This window comes from Streptomyces sp. NPDC027962, from assembly GCF_055566095.1.
The window spans coordinates 99,843-119,616 of record NZ_JBVHTA010000020.1; the positions used below are offsets into that span (position 1 = coordinate 99,843).

18 protein-coding genes are annotated in these 19,774 nt (G+C 70.1%); 12 read left to right on the forward strand and 6 right to left on the reverse strand.

Annotated elements, in window-relative coordinates:
* Positions 1 to 38 precede the first annotated feature (38 nt).
* On the forward strand, positions 39 to 656 hold the full coding sequence (locus ACZ4SA_RS20210; protein WP_468276260.1) for a 5-formyltetrahydrofolate cyclo-ligase: 618 nt from the start codon (positions 39 to 41) through the stop codon (positions 654 to 656).
* Here ACZ4SA_RS20210 and ACZ4SA_RS20215 read toward each other — a convergent pair.
* Positions 622 to 3,435: a penicillin acylase family protein gene (locus ACZ4SA_RS20215; RefSeq protein ID WP_468276262.1), complete on the reverse strand. Its 2,814-nt coding sequence runs from the start codon at positions 3,433 to 3,435 to the stop codon at positions 622 to 624. The two genes, ACZ4SA_RS20210 and ACZ4SA_RS20215, sit on opposite strands and share 35 nt — an antisense overlap.
* A gap of 217 nt (positions 3,436 to 3,652) precedes the next feature.
* Between ACZ4SA_RS20215 and ACZ4SA_RS20220 the strand changes: the two genes are divergently transcribed.
* The 6 genes from ACZ4SA_RS20220 (at position 3,653) to ACZ4SA_RS20245 (ending at position 9,492) form a co-directional block, all read left to right on the forward strand.
* Complete coding sequence (locus ACZ4SA_RS20220; protein ID WP_468276352.1) at positions 3,653 to 5,164, forward strand: potassium/proton antiporter; 1,512 nt, start codon at positions 3,653 to 3,655, stop codon at positions 5,162 to 5,164.
* Positions 5,165 to 5,438: 274 nt separating this feature from the next.
* Entirely contained in the window at positions 5,439 to 6,710 is a 1,272-nt protein-coding gene (locus tag ACZ4SA_RS20225) for an MFS transporter (RefSeq protein WP_468276264.1), read from the forward strand.
* Between the two features lie 67 nt (positions 6,711 to 6,777).
* Complete coding sequence (locus tag ACZ4SA_RS20230; protein WP_468276266.1) at positions 6,778 to 7,119, forward strand: FmdB family zinc ribbon protein; 342 nt, start codon at positions 6,778 to 6,780, stop codon at positions 7,117 to 7,119.
* 81 nt (positions 7,120 to 7,200) lie between these two features.
* Entirely contained in the window at positions 7,201 to 8,064 is an 864-nt protein-coding gene (locus tag ACZ4SA_RS20235) for an S-methyl-5'-thioadenosine phosphorylase (protein ID WP_468276269.1), read from the forward strand.
* A gap of 225 nt (positions 8,065 to 8,289) precedes the next feature.
* A complete protein-coding gene (locus tag ACZ4SA_RS20240; RefSeq protein ID WP_468276271.1) occupies positions 8,290 to 8,853 on the forward strand; it encodes an RcpC/CpaB family pilus assembly protein in 564 nt (187 codons plus the stop codon).
* Between the two features lie 123 nt (positions 8,854 to 8,976).
* Positions 8,977 to 9,492, forward strand: a complete 516-nt coding sequence (locus ACZ4SA_RS20245; RefSeq protein WP_468276272.1) for a large conductance mechanosensitive channel protein MscL — start codon at positions 8,977 to 8,979, stop codon at positions 9,490 to 9,492.
* Positions 9,493 to 9,541: 49 nt separating this feature from the next.
* On the opposite strand, the gene ACZ4SA_RS20250 is transcribed toward ACZ4SA_RS20245, so the two are convergent.
* Positions 9,542 to 9,745, reverse strand: a complete 204-nt coding sequence (locus ACZ4SA_RS20250; protein WP_468276274.1) for a hypothetical protein — start codon at positions 9,743 to 9,745, stop codon at positions 9,542 to 9,544.
* Between the two features lie 189 nt (positions 9,746 to 9,934).
* Between ACZ4SA_RS20250 and ACZ4SA_RS20255 the strand changes: the two genes are divergently transcribed.
* Both ACZ4SA_RS20255 and ACZ4SA_RS20260 read left to right on the forward strand, forming a co-directional pair.
* Positions 9,935 to 10,987, forward strand: a complete 1,053-nt coding sequence (locus tag ACZ4SA_RS20255; RefSeq protein WP_468276353.1) for a P1 family peptidase — start codon at positions 9,935 to 9,937, stop codon at positions 10,985 to 10,987.
* 145 nt (positions 10,988 to 11,132) lie between these two features.
* On the forward strand, positions 11,133 to 11,912 hold the full coding sequence (locus tag ACZ4SA_RS20260; protein WP_468276276.1) for a DUF6227 family protein: 780 nt from the start codon (positions 11,133 to 11,135) through the stop codon (positions 11,910 to 11,912).
* A gap of 120 nt (positions 11,913 to 12,032) precedes the next feature.
* On the opposite strand, the gene ACZ4SA_RS20265 is transcribed toward ACZ4SA_RS20260, so the two are convergent.
* Positions 12,033 to 13,586 (reverse strand): MFS transporter, encoded by a 1,554-nt coding sequence (locus tag ACZ4SA_RS20265; protein WP_468276278.1) that lies wholly within the window; start codon positions 13,584 to 13,586, stop codon positions 12,033 to 12,035.
* 62 nt (positions 13,587 to 13,648) lie between these two features.
* Between ACZ4SA_RS20265 and ACZ4SA_RS20270 the strand changes: the two genes are divergently transcribed.
* The gene (locus ACZ4SA_RS20270) at positions 13,649 to 14,608 is read left to right on the forward strand and encodes a helix-turn-helix transcriptional regulator (protein WP_468276281.1); all 960 of its coding nucleotides are present in this window, start codon (positions 13,649 to 13,651) and stop codon (positions 14,606 to 14,608) included.
* Between the two features lie 224 nt (positions 14,609 to 14,832).
* Here the strand turns inward: ACZ4SA_RS20270 and ACZ4SA_RS20275 are convergent, their stop codons facing one another.
* Positions 14,833 to 15,831, reverse strand: coding sequence for a sigma-70 family RNA polymerase sigma factor (locus tag ACZ4SA_RS20275; RefSeq protein WP_468276283.1), 999 nt, complete (start codon positions 15,829 to 15,831; stop codon positions 14,833 to 14,835).
* Positions 15,832 to 15,979: 148 nt separating this feature from the next.
* On the opposite strand from ACZ4SA_RS20275, the gene ACZ4SA_RS20280 reads away from it, so the two are divergent.
* Entirely contained in the window at positions 15,980 to 16,522 is a 543-nt protein-coding gene (locus tag ACZ4SA_RS20280) for a GNAT family N-acetyltransferase (RefSeq protein ID WP_468276285.1), read from the forward strand.
* A 125-nt stretch (positions 16,523 to 16,647) separates the two neighbouring features.
* Here the strand turns inward: ACZ4SA_RS20280 and ACZ4SA_RS20285 are convergent, their stop codons facing one another.
* The gene (locus ACZ4SA_RS20285; protein WP_468276288.1) at positions 16,648 to 17,436 is read right to left on the reverse strand and encodes a dioxygenase family protein; all 789 of its coding nucleotides are present in this window, start codon (positions 17,434 to 17,436) and stop codon (positions 16,648 to 16,650) included.
* A gap of 114 nt (positions 17,437 to 17,550) precedes the next feature.
* On the opposite strand from ACZ4SA_RS20285, the gene ACZ4SA_RS20290 reads away from it, so the two are divergent.
* Positions 17,551 to 18,090, forward strand: a complete 540-nt coding sequence (locus ACZ4SA_RS20290) for a MarR family winged helix-turn-helix transcriptional regulator (protein WP_468276289.1) — start codon at positions 17,551 to 17,553, stop codon at positions 18,088 to 18,090.
* Between the two features lie 135 nt (positions 18,091 to 18,225).
* Here the strand turns inward: ACZ4SA_RS20290 and ACZ4SA_RS20295 are convergent, their stop codons facing one another.
* The gene (locus ACZ4SA_RS20295; RefSeq protein ID WP_468276292.1) at positions 18,226 to 19,749 is read right to left on the reverse strand and encodes an MFS transporter; all 1,524 of its coding nucleotides are present in this window, start codon (positions 19,747 to 19,749) and stop codon (positions 18,226 to 18,228) included.
* Positions 19,750 to 19,774 lie beyond the last annotated feature (25 nt).

Genomic DNA, 19,774 nt, shown 5'->3' on the forward strand with positions numbered 1-19,774 from the left:
CCGCATAACGACGTGTACGAGAGGTTTACTGGCGGGCAATGAGCAGCGACATGTCGGAAAAAGGTGAGCTTCGCGCCGAACTCCTCGGCGCTCGGCGGCTTCTGTCCTCCCTGGACGTCCAGGACACCGCCGCGGTTCTCGCGCGCCACGCTCTGGACCTTCCCGAGTTGGCCGACGCCGGCACCGTCGCGGCCTACGTGTCCGTCGGGACTGAGCCCGGAACGCGCGCGCTGCTCGACGCGCTGCGCGCCAGGGGCGTGCGCGTCCTGCTCCCGGTGCTGCTGGCCGACAACGACCTGGACTGGGGCGTCTACCGGGGCCCGGACCACCTCGAGCGCGCCCCTCGCGGCCTGCTCGAGCCCGGCGGCGAGCGGCTCGGCCCGGACGCCGTCGTCACGGCGGACGCCGTACTGCTGCCGGGGCTCGCGGTGGACGCCCGCGGCATGCGGCTCGGCCGCGGCGGCGGCTCGTACGACCGGGTCCTGGCCCGCCTCTCGGCCGCCGGGGCGGACCCCGCCCTGGTGGTGCTCCTCTATGCGAACGAGGTTGTCGCACGGGTCCCCGTGGAACCGCACGACCACCCCGTGCACGCAGTCGTCACGCCCCAAGGCGTCAGGCGCTTTACGGAACCGACTGCCCCTCGGGCACGAGCGTGAGGGTGTCGACTGCCTTCGCCGACACGGCGGCCGGGCTGTAGGCCCAGTCCAGCAGCTCGCCGTTCGCCCACTTGTCGGTCTGGTCGGTGTAGTGCGCGCTGTAGGCGTGGCCCGACGCCCCGGTGAGGTTGATCCACCGCGACTCGTCCCACTCGCCGACGTTGACGACCATCCGCATCGACGGGACCCACACGACCTCGTAGCCGCCCGCCGCGTTCCACCCGGTGGCGTTGACCGCGGCCTCGCCGCCGCCGACGTTCCACGGGCCGCGGTTGAGCATGAACTGCAGGAAGCCCGGTCCCTCGGTGCCCAGTGTCTGGTTCTTCAGCGTGAGCTGGTGCAGACGGCCCCAGCTCCAGCTGGAGACGTCCTTGCCGAGCTTTGCGGTCAGCTCCCAGCGGGCGTCGTCCATCGCGCGGCCAAGGAGTTCGTCACGGGTGTCGGTCGCCTTCTCCGTGCGGGTCCTGGGCGCCTGCCACCAGGCGTTGTCCTCGTCCTTCAGCAGCCGGCGGACCACCTCGAACCAGCGGTCGCCGCCGTCCGGCTGCGCCGAGTCGCCGTCCCGCTGGCCGCACTCGCGCACCCGCTCCTCGAGGTCGTCGTCCGGGCCCGTGCTGTCGGCCGGCCGGACGCTGAGGCACTCGCCCTCGACGCGCAGCTCCTTGGGCAGCTTGTTACCGAACGCCAGCTTGAGGACGTTGCGCCACACGGCGTTGAAGTATGCGGCGGCGCCGGAGTCCGGCTCTTGCGTGTAGTCCCAGCCCTCGAGCAGCTTCTGCGCCTCACGGACGTGCGGGTCGGAGATGTCGATCTTCAGCAGGTAGGGCGTGAGCAGCTTGGCGATCTCGCTGCTGTTGTCCATCTGCATGGTGCGCATGTCTTCGGTCGAGATCCTGCCGCCGCCCTGGATCTTCGACTCGACGAGGTCGTTGATCCGCTGGCTGCGGGCACCGTATCCGTAGTCCTTGGTGATCAGATACGGGTACTTCTCGGCGTCTATGACGGCCTGGTTGGCGGCGATGATGTAGCCGCGCTCCGGGTTGTACTCGTACGGCAGCTCGTCGAAGGGGACGTAGCCTGTCCACTTGTACTTCGGGTCCCAGCCGGGCGCGGGCGTCGAGCCGTCCCCCTCGGCGCGGACCGGGATCCTGCCGGGGGCCTGGTAGCCGATGTTGCCCTTGGTGTCGGCGTAGACGAGGTTCTGGGAGGGCACCTCGAACTTCCTTGAGGCCTTGCGGAAGCTCTGGAAGTCCTTGGCCCGATTGAGCTCGAAGACGGCGTCCATGGTGTTGCCGGGCTGCAGGGCTGTCCACTGCAGGGCGACTCCGTAGCCGGCGCCGCGGTCGGGTGCCGCATTGGAGACGGGGGCCTTCTCACCGACCTTCTCCAGCTCCTCGCTGCGGTCGGAGACCAGGGGGCCGTGTTCGGTGGAGCGGACCCTGATCGTCTTGCTGGCGCCGCCCGCGACCTTGATGACCTCCTCGCGGGTGGTCAGCTTCTTCTCCTCGTCGCCGACCAGGTAGCTGTCGCCGGTGAGCTTCTCGAGGTACAGGTCGGTGACGTCGGCGCCAAGGTTGGTGAAGCCCCAGGCGATGTCCTGGTTGTGGCCGATTATCACGCCAGGCATGCCGGAGAAGGTGTAGCCCGCGACGTCGTACTGGCAGGCCGGGGAGGCCTTACGGCAGTGCAGGCCCATCTGGTACCAGAGCGAGGGCAGCTGCGGGGCGAGGTGCGGGTCGTTCGCCAGCAGGGGCTTGCCGGTGGTCGTGTTCTCACCGGCGACGACCCAGGAGTTGGAGCCGATGCCGTTCCCGCTGGGGCCCAGGAGCGCCGGGATCGAGTCGACGGTGTCGGAGAGCGCCGACAGTTGCGAGTTCAGCCCGGAGGCCGCGCCGCCCGCGCTGTCACTGGAGCCGTTGCCCGTGCTGAGGCCGTCGCCGGTGCCGTCGCCGGTGTTCGAACCGTCGCCCGTGCCGGTTGAGCCGTCCTCGAGGTCGGAGGGCTTGGCCGCCGGGTCGAACCTGCCGGTGACCTGGCTGATGCCGCCCTCCTGCACGATCGGCTTGTTGCGGTCGAACGGATACGACGGGTAGAGGTCCTTGATCTGCTTCTCGCTCAGCCTGCTGGTGAGCAGGGAGCGGTCGATCTCGTCCTCGATGTTCCCGCGCAGGTCCCAGGCCATCGCCTTGAGCCAGGCCACCGAGTCGACCGGCGTCCAGGGCTCAGGCTTGTAGTCGACACTGAAGGACAGCGCCGCGTACTCGACCGAGATCTCCTCGGCGGAGCGGCCCTTGAGATACGCGTTGACGCCGTCCGCGTACGCCTTCAGGAACTTCTTCGTCTCGGGCGAGAGCTTGGTGTCGTACTCCTGCTGGGCAACGCGGCGCCAGCCGAGCGTACGGAGGAAGGCGTCTGTCCCGACCTGTCCCGAGCCGAACATCTCGGAGAGCCGGCCGGACGTCATGTGCCGGCGGACGTCCATCTCCCAGAAGCGGTCCTGCGCCTGGACGAAGCCCTGGGCGCGGAACAGGTCCTCGTCGCTGTCCGCGTAGATCTGCGGGATGCCGTGGTCGTCGCGTGTGACCTCGACCCGGCCGCTCAGCCCTGCGAGTTGGATCGACCCGGTGGTCTGCGGGAAGGAGGCGCGCACCGTACTGATGCTCCAGTACGCCCCGTAGCCGACGCCCGCGACGAGCGCCAGCACCAGGACGAGCACGAGCAGGCGGGCGCGTCGCCCCTTCTTCTTCTTGGGGGAAGAGGCGGTTGTGTTGGCGGGCATCGCTGTCCTTCGAGGGGCAGGGTGGTCCTGGGAATGCAGAGGCAACTCTAGGCGCAGCTCCCGACCGGCCCTGACGCGGTATCCACAAGGCACCACCCGCCCACAGACAAGCAGATCATCAGACCGTCAAGGAAACGTTAAAGATTAGGTAAGGTAACGAAGTGTCGCCCGCCGGTACGAGGATCCGGCTGCAAGGCGCGAGGGGAAGGATCGGCCACTGACTGTCCACCAGCTCAACGAACTCCTGCTCGTCTGCTCGCTCGTTCTGCTCGTCGCCGTGGCGGCCGTGCGCATCTCGTCGCGCAGCGGTCTCCCCAGCCTGCTGCTGTATCTCGGCATCGGGATCGCGATGGGTCAGGACGGCCTGCTCGACGTCAAGTGGGACAACGCCGAACTGACGCAGGTGATCGGCTACGCCGCGCTCGTGGTGATCCTTGCCGAAGGCGGACTGGGCACTAAGTGGAAAGAGGTCAAACCCGCGCTGCCGGCGGCAGCCGCCCTGGCAACGGTCGGCGTCGCGGTGAGCGTGGGCGTCACGGCTGCCGCCGCCCACTATCTGGTGGGGCTCGCGTGGCAGCCCGCCCTGATCGTCGGCGCGGTGGTCTCCTCCACCGACGCCGCGGCGGTCTTCTCCGTGCTGCGCAAGGTGCCGCTGCCGTCCCGGGTGACGGGAGCGCTGGAGGCGGAGTCCGGCTTCAACGACGCCCCCGTGGTGATCCTGGTGGTGGCGTTCTCGACGACCGGGCCGATCGAGTCGTGGTACGTGCTGGTCGGCGAGATCGTGCTGGAACTGGCGATCGGCGCGGCCGTCGGACTGGCGACCGGCTGGCTCGGCGCCTTCGGTCTGCGCCGGGTGGCACTGCCCGCCTCCGGCCTCTACCCGATCGCGGTCATGGCGATCGCGGTCATGGCGTACGCCGCCGGTGCCATGGCACACGGCAGCGGCTTCCTCGCCGTCTACCTCGCCTCGATGGTGCTGGGGAACTCCAAGCTGCCGCACGCACCGGCCAACCGCGGTTTCGCGGAGGGTCTCGGCTGGCTCGCCCAGATCGGCATGTTCGTCCTGCTCGGTCTGCTCGTGACCCCCCACGAGCTACTGCGCGACTTCTGGCCCGCCGTGGTGGTCGGCCTGATGCTTACCGTGGTGGCGAGGCCGGTCGGTGTGTTCATCAGCCTGCTCCCTTTCAGGATTCCGTGGCAGGAGCAGGTCCTGATGTCGTGGGCGGGCCTGCGCGGCGCGGTGCCCATCATTTTCGCGACGATCCCCATGGTCTCCGGCGTCGAGGGCAACGACCGGATCTTCAACATCGTCTTCGTCCTGGTCGTCGTCTACACCCTGGTCCAAGGGCCGACGCTGCCCTGGCTGGCGAAAAGGCTGCGACTCGGGGGCCCGACGGAGGCGGCCGACCTCGGCATCGAGTCGGCGCCGCTGGAGCGGCTCCGCGGGCACCTGCTGTCGGTCGCCGTCCCCAAGGGATCGCGGATGCACGGCGTGGAGGTGGCGGAGCTACGGCTTCCGCCTGGTTCCGCGGTCACCCTCGTCGTACGGGACGGCAAGAGTTTCGTGCCGCTGCCCGCGACGGTGCTGCGCCACGGCGACGAGCTGCTCGTGGTGGCGACCGACCCCGTGCGGGACGCGGCGGAGCAGCGGCTGCGGGCGGTCGCCCAGGGCGGAAAGCTCGCGGGATGGCTGGGTACCGGAGGCACCATGCGACGCCGATCCATGTGATCCCAGGAACAGACGGATGCACTGCTCCATGTGATCCCAGGAACAGATGGGGCGCCACCTGCCCTTTCCCAGGAGTAGGCAGCGATATTCCTGTAGCATGAAGGCACACTGATCGACCAACTCTGCCTGACGCAGAGCTGGCGCGACCGTATGGCGGCCGCGGAGTCCCCCGCAGTGGACCCCGGTATCTACCGCAGTTCAGCGCAAGAGGACAGCTCTCGGCGGCTCCCGTACACCCAGGGGAGCGCTACCAGGCGGCAGAAAGGCAAGGACCGTGGTGTCCACGGTCACCTCTGGCAAGCGACCTGGTTACGGGCAGCTGCTCCGTACCGCCGGCGCTTGGACATTCCTGCTTCCCGGGTTCGCCGCCCGGCAGCCCTTCGCGATGCTCACCATCGGCATCGTCCTGCTCGTCCAGCACACCACCGGCTCGTACGGAAGCGCAGGCTCCGTCGCCGCCGTGACCGGCGTGTCCATGGCGTTGTTCGCGCCGCAGAGCGGCAAGCTCGCCGACCGCTTCGGCCAGCGCGCGGTGCTGATCCCCGGCGTTCTCGTGCACACGGCCTCGGGCGCCGCACTCACCACCCTGGCACTCGCCGGCGCGCCCTTGTGGGCGCTGTTCGCGGCGGCCGTGCCGACGGGTGCTTCCGTGCCGCAGGTCGGCCCGATGGTACGAGCCCGCTGGGCGGCGCGGCTGCAGGGCTCGCCCCTGATGTCGACCGCCGCCGCCTTCGAGTCCGTGACGGACGAGTTCACGTTCGTCGTCGGTCCGGTCCTGGCCACCGCCCTGTGCACCGGCGTCCACCCGGCCGCCGGCCTGATCGCGGAGTCCGCACTGACCCTGTTCGGCGGACTGCTCTTCGCCGCCCAGCACCGCACCCAGCCCGCCTACGGCCGGACCCTCGCCGACCCGGGCGCGAAGCGCACCTCCGCGCTGCCCCTGCCGGGCGTGCGGGTCCTGGCGGTGGCCTTCCTCGGCATCGGCGCGGTCTTCGGCGGCATGCAGGTGTCACTGACGGCCTTCACCGAGGAGATCGGGCAGCCCGGCATGAACGGTCTGCTGTACGGGCTCTTCGCCGCCGGCAACATGCTCGCCGGCCTCGCGGTCGGCGCCATCTCGTGGAAGAGCGGACCGCGCCGCCGGCTGCTGATCGGCTACGCGGGCCTGGCCCTCGCCGCGTCCCTGCTGTGGACGGCCCACTCCGTCGTGCTGCTCGGTGCGCTCGGCCTTCTTGTCGGCCTGTTCATCGCGCCCGCCCTGATCACGGGCTACACGCTCGTCGAGTCGCTGGTACCCGCATCGGCGCGCACCGAAGCCTTCACCTGGCTGACCGGCGCGGTGGCGCTGGGCCAGGCGGCGGCCGTGACCGTGGCCGGGCGACTGGCCGACGGCTACGGCGCGAGCGCCGGATTCGCCGTGCCGCTGGTGGGCACCGCGCTCGCCCTGGCCACTCTCGTGGCGCTGCGTTCGCGGCTGTCGCCGAGCGTCCCGGGACGGGTCGCCGCACGTGGGATCGGTCACCGAGTGCCTGTGACGGTGGACTGATCCAGCGGAATACGTCAGTATGGAGCGTCGTTAGCACTCATCGAGTGAGAGTGCCAGGAGGAAGACAGTGCCGACCTACCAGTACCAGTGCACCGAATGCGGCGAGGGCCTCGAGGCGGTGCAGAAGTTCACCGATGACGCCCTGACCGTATGCCCCGGCTGCGACGGACGCCTGAAGAAGGTGTTCTCCGCGGTCGGCATCGTCTTCAAGGGCTCCGGCTTCTACCGCAACGACAGCCGCGGCTCCTCGTCGACCAGCTCGCCCGCATCGACGTCCTCGACGACGAACACGAAGTCGTCGTCGGACTCCAAGGCGCCGGCGGCCTCCGCCTCCACCTCGTCGTCGTCCTCCTCGTCGTCGTCGTCGAGCGCGTCGAGCGCGTCGAGCGCGTCCGGCTCCGCCGCCTGATTCTTACGTTCCAAGGACCCCGCCGCAGCAGCACCGACGGCGGGGTCCTTGGCATGTCCGGCTGCGGCTACTGTGATCGCCATGGCGACCAACTCGAACGCAAGCGAAGCGGCCGGACCGGCGGAGATCGGCGTGATCGGCGGCTCGGGTCTCTACTCCTTCCTGGAGGACGTCACCGAGCTCCAGGTCGAGACCCCGTACGGCCCGCCCAGCGACTCGCTGTTCCTCGGTGAGGTCGCGGGCCGACGGGTCGCCTTCCTGCCGCGGCACGGGCGTGGCCACCATCTGCCGCCGCACCGCATCAACTACCGCGCCAACCTGTGGGCACTGCGGTCCGTCGGCGCCCGGCAGGTCCTGGCGCCGTGCGCGGTCGGGGGCCTGCGGCCGGAATACGGGCCCGGCACGCTGCTCGTGCCCGACCAGTTCGTCGACCGTACGAAGGCGCGCGTGCAGACGTACTTCGACGGCCTGCCGCTGCCGGACCGGACGGTGCCCAACGTGGTGCACGTGTCGCCGGCCGATCCGTACTGTCCGCGGGGGCGCAGGACCGTGCTCGCGGCGGCGCGTGCACGCGAGTGGGAGCCGGTCGACGGCGGGACGCTGGTGGTCGTCGAAGGGCCCCGGTTCTCGACACGTGCCGAATCCCGGTGGCACGCCGCGATGGGCTGGTCGGTGGTCGGCATGACCGGACATCCGGAGGCTGTCCTCGCCCGTGAGCTGGAGCTCTGCTACACGTCGATCACGCTGGTCACGGATCTGGACGCGGGAGCGGAAGCCGGCGAGGGCGTCTCGCACGAAGAGGTGCTCAAGGTGTTCGCGGCCAACGTCGACCGGCTGCGGGGCGTGCTGTTCGACGCGGTGGCCGGGCTGCCGGCTGACGAGGACCGCGACTGCTCGTGCGGCCGTGCCCTGGCGGGCGTCGATCCGGGCATCGAGCTTCCGTAGGCCCGCGGCGCGGGGCGGGGCCGTAGAGCCGGGCAGTGGCCGGGCAGCATGGCCGGACGGTAGGACCCGCCGCAAGGCCGCGTGATCACCCACAGCGGTGAGCGAGTTGTCCACATGTGGCGGTCTGTCCACAGGGCTCTGCGGCTCGTCGACGAAACGTGGATCGTGAGGAGCGGTCGGTCACGGGCACAGGCCCGGGCCACTCCTCCTGACAGGCGGTGCGGCATGTCCCTTCTTCCTCCGACCCCTCCCCCTTTTCCCGCGCCGGAGCCTCTGGGCGTACCACCGTTCGCCCCGTTGCGGGTCCGCGGCGGGGCACAGCGGCTGAGGCGTGCCGTCTGGCGGCAGCGACGCACACTGGCGGCGGGGCTGGCCGTGACGGCCGCGGCACTGGCCGCATCGACCGCCCGCGGGGCGGACGCTCCGGGTGCGCCCGCGGGTCCGGAGTCACACGGCGGGCCGGGAACGTTGTCAGCCGCGGCTCCGGCGCACGAGCGGCGGCCGGCGGCCGAGTTGGTGTCCGCTCCCGTACGAATCGCCGACGCCGCCACCGTCCGACTGCTGCAACCGGGAGACCGTGTCGATGTCATCGCGGCGGGCAACTCGCCCGCTGGTGAAGGCCCGGAGGCGAAGGTCGTGGCCTCCGGGGTCCGGGTGGCGGAAGTTCCGGACCCACGTGGGACTTCTCCCGACGACGGGGCTCTGGTGGTTCTGTCCGTGCCGCGCGCGACGGCGGCCGAGTTGGCCGGCGCGGGCGCGACGTCCCGGCTGGCGGTGACGGTGTGCTGACTCGCACTGGAGTGCCGTCACGTCGCCTCTCGGCGAGGGGGGATTGGACAGGGTGGGCGGGCGCTGCCGTAGGTTGCGCCACAGTCCCCCTCCCCTACCGCATGTATGAAAAGAGGCTCATTCGTGAGCGAGAAGAAGCCGAGCGTGCTCGAAGGTTTCAAGGCGTTCCTGCTCCGGGGCAACGTGATCGACCTCGCGGTCGCGGTGGTCATCGGCGCGGCCTTCACCAACATCGTGAACGCGGTGGTGAAGGGCATGATCAACCCCCTGGTCGGAGCGTTCGGAACGAAGGACCTGGACGCCTACAGCTCCTGCCTGAAGGCCCCGTGCACGCCCGGCCCCGACGGCGAGATCCAGGGCATCCAGATCATGTGGGGGTCCGTGCTCGGTGCGACCCTCCAGTTCCTGATCACGGCGGCCGTCGTCTACTTCCTCATGGTGCTGCCGATGTCGAAGTACCTGGCCCGACGCGCCGCGGCGCAGAAGGCGAAGGAGGGCGTGCGGGAGACGCTCGAGGTGACCGAGCTGGAGGTGCTGAAGGAGATCCGCGACGCCCTCGTGGCGCAGCGTGGCACTGGCGCGGCGGGTTCGGGGGGCGCAGGCACGTCGGGCACACCCGGCCCCGGCGACGGTCGCTGAGGCGGCCACCGGTCCCATGCAGCTGGAGCGCAGCTCCGGCCCGCGGAGCTCAGATGTGGTGGGGCGGCTTCTCGTCGAGGAAACGCGCAAGATCGGCGGCGCTTTCTCCACTCGCAGGAGCCCGCTCACCCCACCCACGGTCCGTATCGTCCGCGGACTGCTGATCCAGCGGATCGTCGAAGATCAGCTTCGGCTTGGGGCTCTGTCCGGGCTGCTTCGAATCTCGCGGTCCGGGGGCGGGGGCGGTGCTCATACCTCCAGGGTACGGCGGCGGCGGGCGCGGGCGCATCGGCCGGTACGGCGCAGACTCCGCCGCCGCGACTACGCCGCAAGCCCCGCCCACGCGGGAACGGCGCAGGCCCGCTGACGCCGGTACGCCGCGGACCGCGCCGATCCGCCCTTGCGTTCGGTCGGCCCAACTACCCTGACGGACATGGTCGTTATGAAGAGGGTTGAGGGGCCGGCCGACGGGCTCACGGATGTGGCGGGCCTGCGGGTCGGCCATGCGCAGGTCGACGGGGACGGCGCGCTCAGCGGCACCACCGTGGTCCTCGCGCCCAAGGGCGGAGTGGCCGCCGCCGTGGACGTCAGGGGCGGAGGTCCCGGTACCCGGGAGACCGACGCGCTGGATCCGCGCAATGTCGTCCAGCGCATCGAGGCGGTCGTGCTGACCGGAGGCAGCGCGTACGGGCTCGAGTCGGCCGCCGGGGTGATGGCGTGGCTGGAGGAGCAAGGCCGGGGTGTGCAGGTCGGCCCGGACCCCTCCCAGGTCGTGCCGGTCGTACCGGCGGCGTGCATCTTCGACCTCGGGCGCGGCGGCGACTGGCATGCCCGGCCGGACGCCTCGACCGGTCGTGCGGCGGTGGAGGCGGCGGCCGCCACCGAGGAGGGCGCACCGGTCGAGCAGGGAGCTGTCGGCGCGGGGACCGGTGCGGTGATCGGACACTGCAAGGGCGGGATCGGCACGGCGAGCATCGTGCTCGACTCGGGTGTCACCGTCGCCGCACTGGTCGTGGCGAACGCGGTGGGATCCCCATTCGACCCGGAAACGGGCACGCTGTACGGCGAATTGGTCACCGAGGGGGTGGCCCGCGCGACGCGTCCCTCCCCCGCGGTCCACGCGGCCGCCCAGCTGCGGCTGGCCGAGGCGAGGGAGAAGAACGGGCTGCCGCCGCTGAACACCACGCTCGCCGTCGTCGCCACCGACGCCGACCTCACCCGCGCGCAGGCGCACAAGCTCGCGGGGACGGCGCACGACGGCATCGCGCGCGCCGTGCGGCCCGTGCATCTCCTCAACGACGGCGACACGGTATTCGCCCTGGCCACAGGCGCGACCGCGCTGGACGCCGGCAATCCGCTCGCGCTCAACGATGTGCTGGCCGCGGGCGCGGACATGGTGACCCGGGCGATCGTGAAGGCGGTACGGTCGGCGGAAGGCGTCACCGGACCAGGCGGCAGCTTCCCCTCGTACACGGAGTTGTACTGCACAGACTGAGGTACAGGGCGTACGAGTTGGGGGCGCGCGGGGAACTTCTTCCACGCGCCCCTTCGTTTTACCCAACCCAGAAGCACACTGTCCGACCGAAGCGCTACTTTTAGCAATCACCAAGTGACTTGTGGCGACGGCCTGGAGACCCCTCTTGAACGATCCGTACGAGACAACCGAGATGCACCTCGAGCGACTCCTGGGTCGGGCGCTCAACTCCTTCGACCTGCCCGATGCGACGGTCGAGCGGCTCGGCACCGCGCTGGCGCACGCCAGTTCGCTGCACTCCTCGCACCACAGCGCATCGCTGCACAGGGCCACGTACCGCCACGCCTACCTGCTCAATGACGGCAGTTCGCTGGTCCTGTGGGAGTTGGTCCACAACACCGGGCGCGGGGGCGCGGAGCAGCACGAGATCTACGCGGAGGAATCCGAAGCCCGACTCGCCGCGTCCCGGCTGCCCGCCGGCTTCCCCGGCTTCGCGATCACCGAGGGCCTCACCGGCACGGAAAGCAGCCTCGAGCAGAGTCTGGGCATCGATCTGGACGCCGATCTGGAGCTGCTGTCCGCCCTGATGACACCGCCCCCGCCCCAGCTGCCGCCGATGTACGCCCCCGACGATTCCGCGGACCACGCCCGCCGGGTACTGCGCCGCGCGGAGAACGCCGACCGCCCCGGCGAGGAGACCGCCCGTCTGCTGCGGGCCGCTTTCGCCCACCACATCACGCAGGTCTTCGGCCGCCAGTTCCGCGTGGACGGCAAGGACGCGGGCTTCACGCTCTACGAGCACGCGTTCCTGCTGCTCGACGGGACGGAGACCAGCCTCTGGGAGGTCGAGCACACAGCGACCCCGGACGGCCGCCACATGTGCGAGGTCTACGAGGCCGAGTGTGCCGCGCGCCAGGCGATGGAGTTCCGCGCCCGAGTGCGGTAGCCACCCCAGGACTCCGCGCCCCCCGCCCGGCTGCGTGCCGCCGCACCCGAATACGACGGTGCCCGCGCCACCCGAGGTGGCGCGGGTGGCGCGGGTGGCGCGGGCATCGAATGACTCCGGTCAGTGCGAGAGCACCGGCTCCGGCTCCGGCGCCTGCTTCACCAGCGGCTCCGCCTCGGCGTCCGCCGAAGCGCCGCCCTCCACATGCTGCTTCGGCCGCGCCGGCAGGGCGAACATCACCACGAAGATCGCGCCCAGGACGGCCGCCACCCACCACAGCGAGTTCTCGAAGGCCTCCACGAAGGCGTTGCCCATGGCGCTCGGTTCGAGCCGTTCCTCGTCGATCGAGCCGAAGAAGACCAGCGACACGAGCCCGAGTCCGAGCGCGGTGCCCATCTGCCCGGTCGTGTTGATCAGGCCGGACGCGGAACCGGCGTGCTCGCGCGGCACTTCGGAGAGCACCGCGTCCGTCAGCGGCGCGACGATGAGTCCCATGCCCAGCCCCATGACGACCAGCGGCAGGATCATCTGCCACGAGTGGATGGCCGTGCCGTACCGGTCGGCCTCCCAGATGTAGATGAGCAGTCCGGCGGCCATGGTGGCTGCACCCGCCTGGAGGACCTTGCGGCCGAAGCGCGGCACCAGCAGCTGCACGGACATTCCGGCCGCCGCCGAGACGGCGATCGAGAACGGCACACCGGTCAGGCCGGCCTTCAGCGGGCTCCAGCCGAGCCCGATCTGCATGTAGAGGGTCCAGACAAGGAAGAAGATGCCCATCACGATGCCGAAGGTGAGCTGCACGGCGATACCGGCGGCAAAGCTCTTCACCCTGAACAGCGACAGTTCGACGAGCGGCGAGCCGTCCTTGCGCGTCTTGTGCTTCTCGTAGGCGACGAAGGCGGCGAAGACGACGAGGCTGCCGACCATGCACAGGTGGCCCCAGAGCGGCCAGTTCAGTTCGCGGCCGCGGGTGAGCGGGTAGATCAGCATCAGCAGGGCGAGCGTGACCATCAGGACGCCGACGAGGTCGAGCCTGAGCGCCTTGGGGGCGCGGGACTCGATGATGTACTTGCGGCCCAGAAGAAGCCCGGCGATGCCGACCGGCAGGTTGATCAGGAAGATCGGCCGCCACTCGAGACCGAACAGGTTCCACTGGGTGAGCAGCGCGCCGAGCAGCGGACCGGAGACCGCGCCGAGTCCGACGACGGCGCCGAACAGACCGAAGACCTTGCCGCGCTCGTGGGCGGGGAAGGTGACATGGACGATGGCCAGCACCTGCGGCACCATCATGGCGGCCGTCGAGCCCTGCAGCAGCCGGGAAGCGACGAGCATCTCCTCGTTGGCGGCGAATCCGCACAGCGCGGAGGCGAGCGTGAAGCCGGTGATGCCCATGAGGAACAGCCGCTTACGGCCGTAGATGTCTCCGAGCCGGCCGCCCGTGATCAGGCCCGCGGCGAAGGCGAGCGCGTAACCGGCCGTGATCCACTGGATCGCGCCGAAGGACGCGCCGAGATCCCGCTCGATGCTGGGGATCGCGATGTTGACGATGGTGACGTCGACCAGGTCCATGAAGGCAGCGGTCATGACGATCGCGAGGGCGATCCAGCGGCGGCGGTCTGCCGCTGCGTCGGGTACGGCTGCCGTCTCGGGCACGGCGGGGTGCTGTGAACTCATACGAGGAATCTAGGGCGCGTATAGGTCAGAACATGTCCTAGATATCGGCCATGCTGAAGGACATGACGGACACTCCGGCACGACTTCTGAATCTGCTGTCCCTCCTCCAGACCCCGCGGGAGTGGCCCGGCAGCGAGCTCGCCGAGCGCCTCGAGGTCAGCCCGCGCACGATCCGACGGGACATCGACCGGCTGCGGGACCTCGGCTACCCGGTCGAGGCGACCAAGGGCGCGATCGGCGGGTACCGCCTGGTGGCGGGAGCTGCGATGCCGCCATTGCTGCTGGACGACGACGAGGCCGTGGCCATCGCGGTGGGCCTGAGGGCCGGCGCCGGGCACGCGATCGAGGGCATCGAAGAGGCGTCGGTGCGGGCCCTGGCCAAACTGGAGCAGGTGCTGCCGTCCCGGCTGCGGTACCGCGTCACCACTCTCCAGGCTGCGACGCTCCCGCTCACCAGGGGCGACGGCGCCACGATCGATCCCCACACGCTGACCGTCATCGCGGGCACGGTGACCGCGCACGAGCGACTGCGCTTCGCCTACCGGGCCGGCGACGGCACCGAGACCCGGCGGCAGGTGGAGCCGTACCGTCTGGTGTCGACGGGGCGGCGGTGGTACCTCGTCGCGTACGACATCGGGCGAGAGGACTGGCGCACGTTCCGCGTGGACCGGGTGTCGGATCCGTTCGCCACAGGTGCGCGATTCACGCCGCGCGAGGTGCCGGCCGGGGACGCGGCCGAGCTGCTGAACCGGTCCATGTCGCGGCATCAGACGCAGCACGACGTGGACGTGAGCTTCGAGGCGCCGGCGTCTTTCGTGGGCGCACGGCTGCCGGAGCACCTGGGCGCGCCCGTACCGACGGGCGACAACAGCTGTCGGCTCCGCGCACGGTCGGTGGACTCGATCGAGTGGCTGGCGGTCCGACTGGCGCTGGTGGACTGCGAGTTCACGGTCCACGGCCCGCCGCCGCTGCGCGACTACGTGGCGGACCTGGCGACCCGCCTCACCCGCGCCACGGCCTGACCGGGCCGATGCCGGCGGCGCCGATGCCGACCGCGCCACGGCTTGATGCGAACCCACCGCCGCCGGTCGGCCGGCACAGGGCCGCACAAGACCAGGGGCCGCACAAAACCCCGAGCCCGGTGGTGCGGATACGGGCTCGGGGCGGCACCCAACGCCAAGGGCAGCGCCCAGGGCGGGGCAACGGGGCCCTGACGCGCGACCGACGTCGGCCGCCCGAGGGAGGGCTACGCCGCCGGCTCGAAGCCCGTGTCATGGGCCATCCGCTTGAGCTCGAGAAGCGCGTGCTTCTCGATCTGGCGGATCCGCTCACGCGTCAGACCGTGCTCCTTTCCGACTTCGGTCAGGGTCCGCTCCCGGCCGTCCTCGATGCCGTACCGCATGCGGATGATCGACGCGGTGCGGTTGTCGAGCTTGCCGATCAGGTCTTCCAGCTCCTCGCTGCGCAGCAGCGTGAGCACCGACTGCTCGGGCGACACGGCGGAGGTGTCCTCCAGCAGGTCGCCGAACTGGGTCTCGCCCGCGTCGTCCACCGACATGTTCAGGCTGACCGGGTCACGGGCCCAGTCGAGGACGTCCGTGATCCGCTCGGGCGTCGAGCCCAGCTCCTCCGCGATCTCCGAGGCCTCGGGCTCCCGGCCGTGCTCCCGGTTGAACTCGCGCTGAACGCGGCGGATACGGCCGAGCTCCTCCACCAGGTGGACGGGGAGCCGGATGGTGCGTGACTGGTCCGCTATGGATCGGGTGATCGCCTGGCGGATCCACCAGGTCGCATACGTGGAGAACTTGAATCCCTTGGCGTAGTCGAACTTCTCGACCGCACGGACCAGGCCTGCGTTCCCCTCCTGGATCAGGTCGAGCAGCGGCAGCCCGCTGCGCGGGTAGCGCCGGGCGACGGCGACGACGAGGCGCAGATTGGAGCGGATGAAGATGTCCTTGGCGCGTTCACCCTCGTCCGCGAGTGCTTCGAGCTCCTCGCGTGTGGCTCCGCCGGCCTCACTGTCTACTTCTCCCTCGAGGATCTGACGGGCATAGACACCCGCCTCGATGGTCTGGGACAGCTCGACTTCCTTGGCGGCGTCGAGCAGCGGCGTACGCGCAATCTCGTCGAGGTACATGCCGACCAGGTCGCGGTCGGCGATCTCCCCGCCCACGGCGCGAACGCTGCTTGCCCGGTCGGTCCCGGAGTCGGCGGACTGACGACGGGCGACGGCACGGGTTGCCATGCGAGCTCCCTTGCTGAGTAGGTCGCGACACCCTTGCGGGTGCCCTGCATCCGATGGAAACAACGACTGGAATCCGGACAGAATTCCCAAGCGGTGCATCGATTTCCGCGATCATGCAGTACCCTGTCCGGCCAGCGCAGGAGGACGGATGCCGCCGGAACACGCAGAGGTGCAGGTCAGGGCAGGTACGGAAGCCGACCTGGAAGCACTCACGGACATCTACAACCACTACGTCCGCGAGACCCCCATCACGTTCGACACAGCGGTTTTCACCCCTGAGCAGCGCCGCTCGTGGCTGCGCTCCCACCCTGAAGACGGCCCGCACCGGCTCCTGGTTGCTCAGGATGTCCGTTTTGTCGACACCAATCCGGCGGTCGGCGTCCTGGGATACGTCACCAGTAGCCCCTTCCGCCCCAAAGCGGCGTACTCGACCTCCGTCGAGGCCAGTGTCTACTGCGCCCCGACGGCCGCGGGGCGCGGCATCGGCACGCTCCTCTACAAGGCGCTCTTCGAGGCGCTGGAGTCGGAAGACGTGCATCGCGTGTATGCCGGCGTCGCCCTGCCCAACGAGGCGTCGGTGCGCCTGCACACGCGCTTCGGATTCCGCCACGTCGGCACGTACGAAGAGGTGGGCCGAAAGTTCGGCCGCTACTGGGACGTGGCCTGGTACGAGAGGCCCCTGTCCCTCTAGCCACCTCCAGCCACGCGCCCCTCTGGCCACCTCCAGCCACGCGCCCCTCTGGCCTCCTCCAGCCACATGCCCCGGCGCCGGCCACATCTGTGCGCCCCGGCACTCGGCCGAACTGCCACAACCGCTCAGCCGAACTGCAACGACCGCTTCGCCAGCCCCATCCAGAAGCCTTCGATCACGCTGCGGCCGCACCCGGCCCCGGCCTCGGCCTCGCCGGCCCCGAGGGTGACGAACAGCGGCGCGAAGTGCTCGGTGCGCGGGTGGGCCAGCCGGCCGGCCGGGGCCCTGTTCTCGAAGTCGAGCAGCGCGTCCACGTCCGCGTCCGCCAGCGCACGCCGCCCCCAGTCGTCGAACTCGGCCGACCAGCCGGGGGTGCCGTCGTGCCGCAGCGCCGCGAGGTTGTGCGTGAAGAAGCCGCTGCCGACGATCAGCACCCCTTCGTCGCGGAGCGGCGCGAGCCTGCGCCCGGTCTCGAGCAGTCGCTGCGGGTCGAGCGTGGGCAGGGAGATCTGGAGTACGGGTATGTCGGCGCCCGGATACATCTCCACCAGCGGTACGTACGCGCCGTGGTCCAGGCCGCGGTCCGGGACGTCCTGCACCGGCGTGCCGGTGCGGCGCAGCAGCTTGCGTACGGAGTCGGCGAGTTCGGGCGCGCCCGGCGCGTCGTAGCGGACGCGGTAGTAGTGCTCGGGGAAGCCCCAGAAGTCGTGGACCAGCGGCATCGTCCGGGTCGCGCCGAGCGCCAGCGGCGCCTCCTCCCAGTGGGCGGAGACCATCAGGATCGCCCGGGGTCGCGGCAGTGCGGCGGACCAGGCGGCGAGCTCCCCCGGCCAGACCGGGTCGTCGGCGAGGGGCGGTGCACCGTGGGAGAGGTAGAGCACCGGCATGCGCTCCGCGGCGGGGGTGGCATTCATGAGACGGCTCCCGGTCTGCTCAACCTGGGTCCCGCTGACCCATTACTTTAATCTTCAAGTTGAAGCTTAGCCCCACTTGGTTTAAGTTTCAAGAACAGGGTTTAGAGTGGATACATGAACAGGGCACTCAATGGCGAGGGCGGGCAGGGGCAAGGGCAGGGGCAAGGGCAGGGGCCACGCTGGCTCACCGACGAGGAGCAGCGCGTCTGGCGCGCGTATCTCCATGCCACCACCCTCCTCGAGGACCATCTCGACCGTCAGCTGCAGCGCGATGCCGGGATGCCGCACATCTACTACGGCCTGCTCGTCCAGCTCTCCCAGGCCCCGCGCCGCCGCAAGCGCATGACGGAGCTGGCCATCGACGCCAAGATCACCCGCTCCCGCCTCTCCCACGCCGTCGCCCGGCTGGAGAAGAACGGCTGGGTGCGCCGGGAGGACTGCCCCTCCGACAAGCGCGGGCAGAACGCCGTCCTCACGGACGACGGCTTCGCCGTCCTCGAACGGGCCGCCCCCGATCACGTCGAAGCCGTACGGCAGGCGATGTTCGACCGGCTCACGCCCGAGCAGGTCAAGCAGCTCGGCGAGATCATGCGCGTCATGGCAGAGGGCCTGCAGCCCCATGACACGGGCGCGGACCTGCCCTGGCTCCGTTGACCCGAGGGACGGACGCATGAGGGCCCCGTCCGGGTGTCAGCACCCGGACGGGACCCTTCTTCACTCATGCGTGGCACTCACGCGGGGAGTCCTGCGTCGTGCGTGGACTCACACGTGGCCTGCCGCTGCCGCGGCTCAGTGCGCGATGACCGGAACCTTGATCTCAGCCTCGACACCCTCGTCCGCCCCCGGGCCCGACGTGACCGAACCGGCCTGCGGGCGCCCGGTGTTGATCAGCGTGAACGCGATGGCAGCGGAGGCCGCCAGGATGCCGACCGCCCACCAGATCGCCGACGAGAAGCCGTGCACCATGCCTTGGAGCTCCAGCAGCTTCGGGTCGGTCGCGCCTGCGGCGTGCGCCGCGATGTACGAGGTCGTCGCGGAGGCCGCGATGGTGTTCAGCAGCGCCGTACCGATCGCGCCGCCCACCTGCTGCGAGGTGTTGACCATCGCGGAGGCGACACCGGCGTCGGCCGGGTCGACGCCGTGCGTGGACAGCGACATCGCCGGCATGAACGCCGTACCCATGCCCAGGCCGAGCAGCAACTGCGCCGGCAGGATCAGGCCCGCGTACGAACTGTCGATCTCCAGCTGCGTCAGCAGAAGCATGCCGATCGCCGCCACGACGAAGCCGGGGCCCATCAGCAGTCGGGGTGCCACCCGCGTCATCAGCCGCGCGCCGATCTGGGTGGAACCCGTGATCATGCCCGCGATCATCGGAAGGAAGGCGAAGCCCGTCTTGACGGGCGAGTACCCCTTCACGACCTGCAGATAGAACGTCAGGAAGAGGAAGAGCCCGAACATCGCGATGATCGCGAGGCCCAGCGAGAGGTAGACACCGCCGCGGTTGCGCTCGGTCAGGACGCGCAGCGGCAGCAGCGGCGACGTCACCTTCGCCTCGGTGACGACGAACGCGAGCAGCAGCACGGCGGAGGCGATGAACATACCCACCGTCAGCCCGTCGGACCAGCCGGCGGACTCGGCGCGGGTGAAGCCGTACACCAGGGCCACGAGGCCCAGCGTCGACAGCACGACACCGGGGATGTCCAGCGAGGAGCGGTTGCGCGCACCCTGCGGCTCACGGATCACCAGGTACGCGCCGACAGCGGCCACGACGGCGAACGGGATGTTGACGTAGAAGGTCCAGCGCCAGTTCAGGTACTCGGTGAGGAAGCCGCCGAGGATCAGACCGACGGCGCCGCCGCCACCGGCGATCGCACCGTAGATGCCGAACGCCTTGGCGCGCTCCTTGGCGTCGGTGAACATCACGGCGAGCAGGGAGAGCGCGGCGGGCGCGAGCAGCGCGCCGAAGGCACCCTGCAGTGCGCGGGCGCCCAGCATCATCGCCTCACCGGTGGCCGCGCCACCGAGCGCGGAGGCGGCGGCGAAGCCGAGCAGACCGACGATGAAGGTGCGCTTACGGCCCCACAGGTCGGCGATGCGGCCGCCGAAGAGCAGCAGCCCGCCGAAGGCGAGGGCGTAGGCGGTGATGACCCACTGCCGGTTGGCGTCGGAGATGCCGAGGTCCTGCTGGGCGGTGGGGAGCGCGATGTTCACGATCGTCGCGTCGAGCACCACCATCAGCTGGGCAAGGGCTATGAAGACCAGAGCTTTCCAGCGACTCGGATCAGGAAGCGAAATGTCGGGTGTTTTTGGCATGCGTCTGGCCACCTCATGAGTAAGA

Excerpts from the sequence above, each read along its gene's own strand:
- ACZ4SA_RS20210 (WP_468276260.1), top strand. The coding sequence starts at position 39 with ATGAGCAGCGACATGTCGGAAAAAGGTGAGCTTCGCGCCGAACTCCTC.
- ACZ4SA_RS20215 (WP_468276262.1), bottom strand. The coding sequence starts at position 3,435 with ATGCCCGCCAACACAACCGCCTCTTCCCCCAAGAAGAAGAAGGGGCGA.
- ACZ4SA_RS20235 (WP_468276269.1), top strand. The coding sequence starts at position 7,201 with ATGGCGACCAACTCGAACGCAAGCGAAGCGGCCGGACCGGCGGAGATC.
- ACZ4SA_RS20240 (WP_468276271.1), top strand. The coding sequence starts at position 8,290 with ATGTCCCTTCTTCCTCCGACCCCTCCCCCTTTTCCCGCGCCGGAGCCT.
- ACZ4SA_RS20250 (WP_468276274.1), bottom strand. The coding sequence starts at position 9,745 with ATGAGCACCGCCCCCGCCCCCGGACCGCGAGATTCGAAGCAGCCCGGA.
- ACZ4SA_RS20255 (WP_468276353.1), top strand. The coding sequence starts at position 9,935 with ATGAAGAGGGTTGAGGGGCCGGCCGACGGGCTCACGGATGTGGCGGGC.
- ACZ4SA_RS20265 (WP_468276278.1), bottom strand. The coding sequence starts at position 13,586 with ATGAGTTCACAGCACCCCGCCGTGCCCGAGACGGCAGCCGTACCCGAC.
- ACZ4SA_RS20270 (WP_468276281.1), top strand. The coding sequence starts at position 13,649 with ATGACGGACACTCCGGCACGACTTCTGAATCTGCTGTCCCTCCTCCAG.
- ACZ4SA_RS20275 (WP_468276283.1), bottom strand. The coding sequence starts at position 15,831 with ATGGCAACCCGTGCCGTCGCCCGTCGTCAGTCCGCCGACTCCGGGACC.
- ACZ4SA_RS20280 (WP_468276285.1), top strand. The coding sequence starts at position 15,980 with ATGCCGCCGGAACACGCAGAGGTGCAGGTCAGGGCAGGTACGGAAGCC.
- ACZ4SA_RS20285 (WP_468276288.1), bottom strand. The coding sequence starts at position 17,436 with ATGAATGCCACCCCCGCCGCGGAGCGCATGCCGGTGCTCTACCTCTCC.
- ACZ4SA_RS20290 (WP_468276289.1), top strand. The coding sequence starts at position 17,551 with ATGAACAGGGCACTCAATGGCGAGGGCGGGCAGGGGCAAGGGCAGGGG.
- ACZ4SA_RS20295 (WP_468276292.1), bottom strand. The coding sequence starts at position 19,749 with ATGCCAAAAACACCCGACATTTCGCTTCCTGATCCGAGTCGCTGGAAA.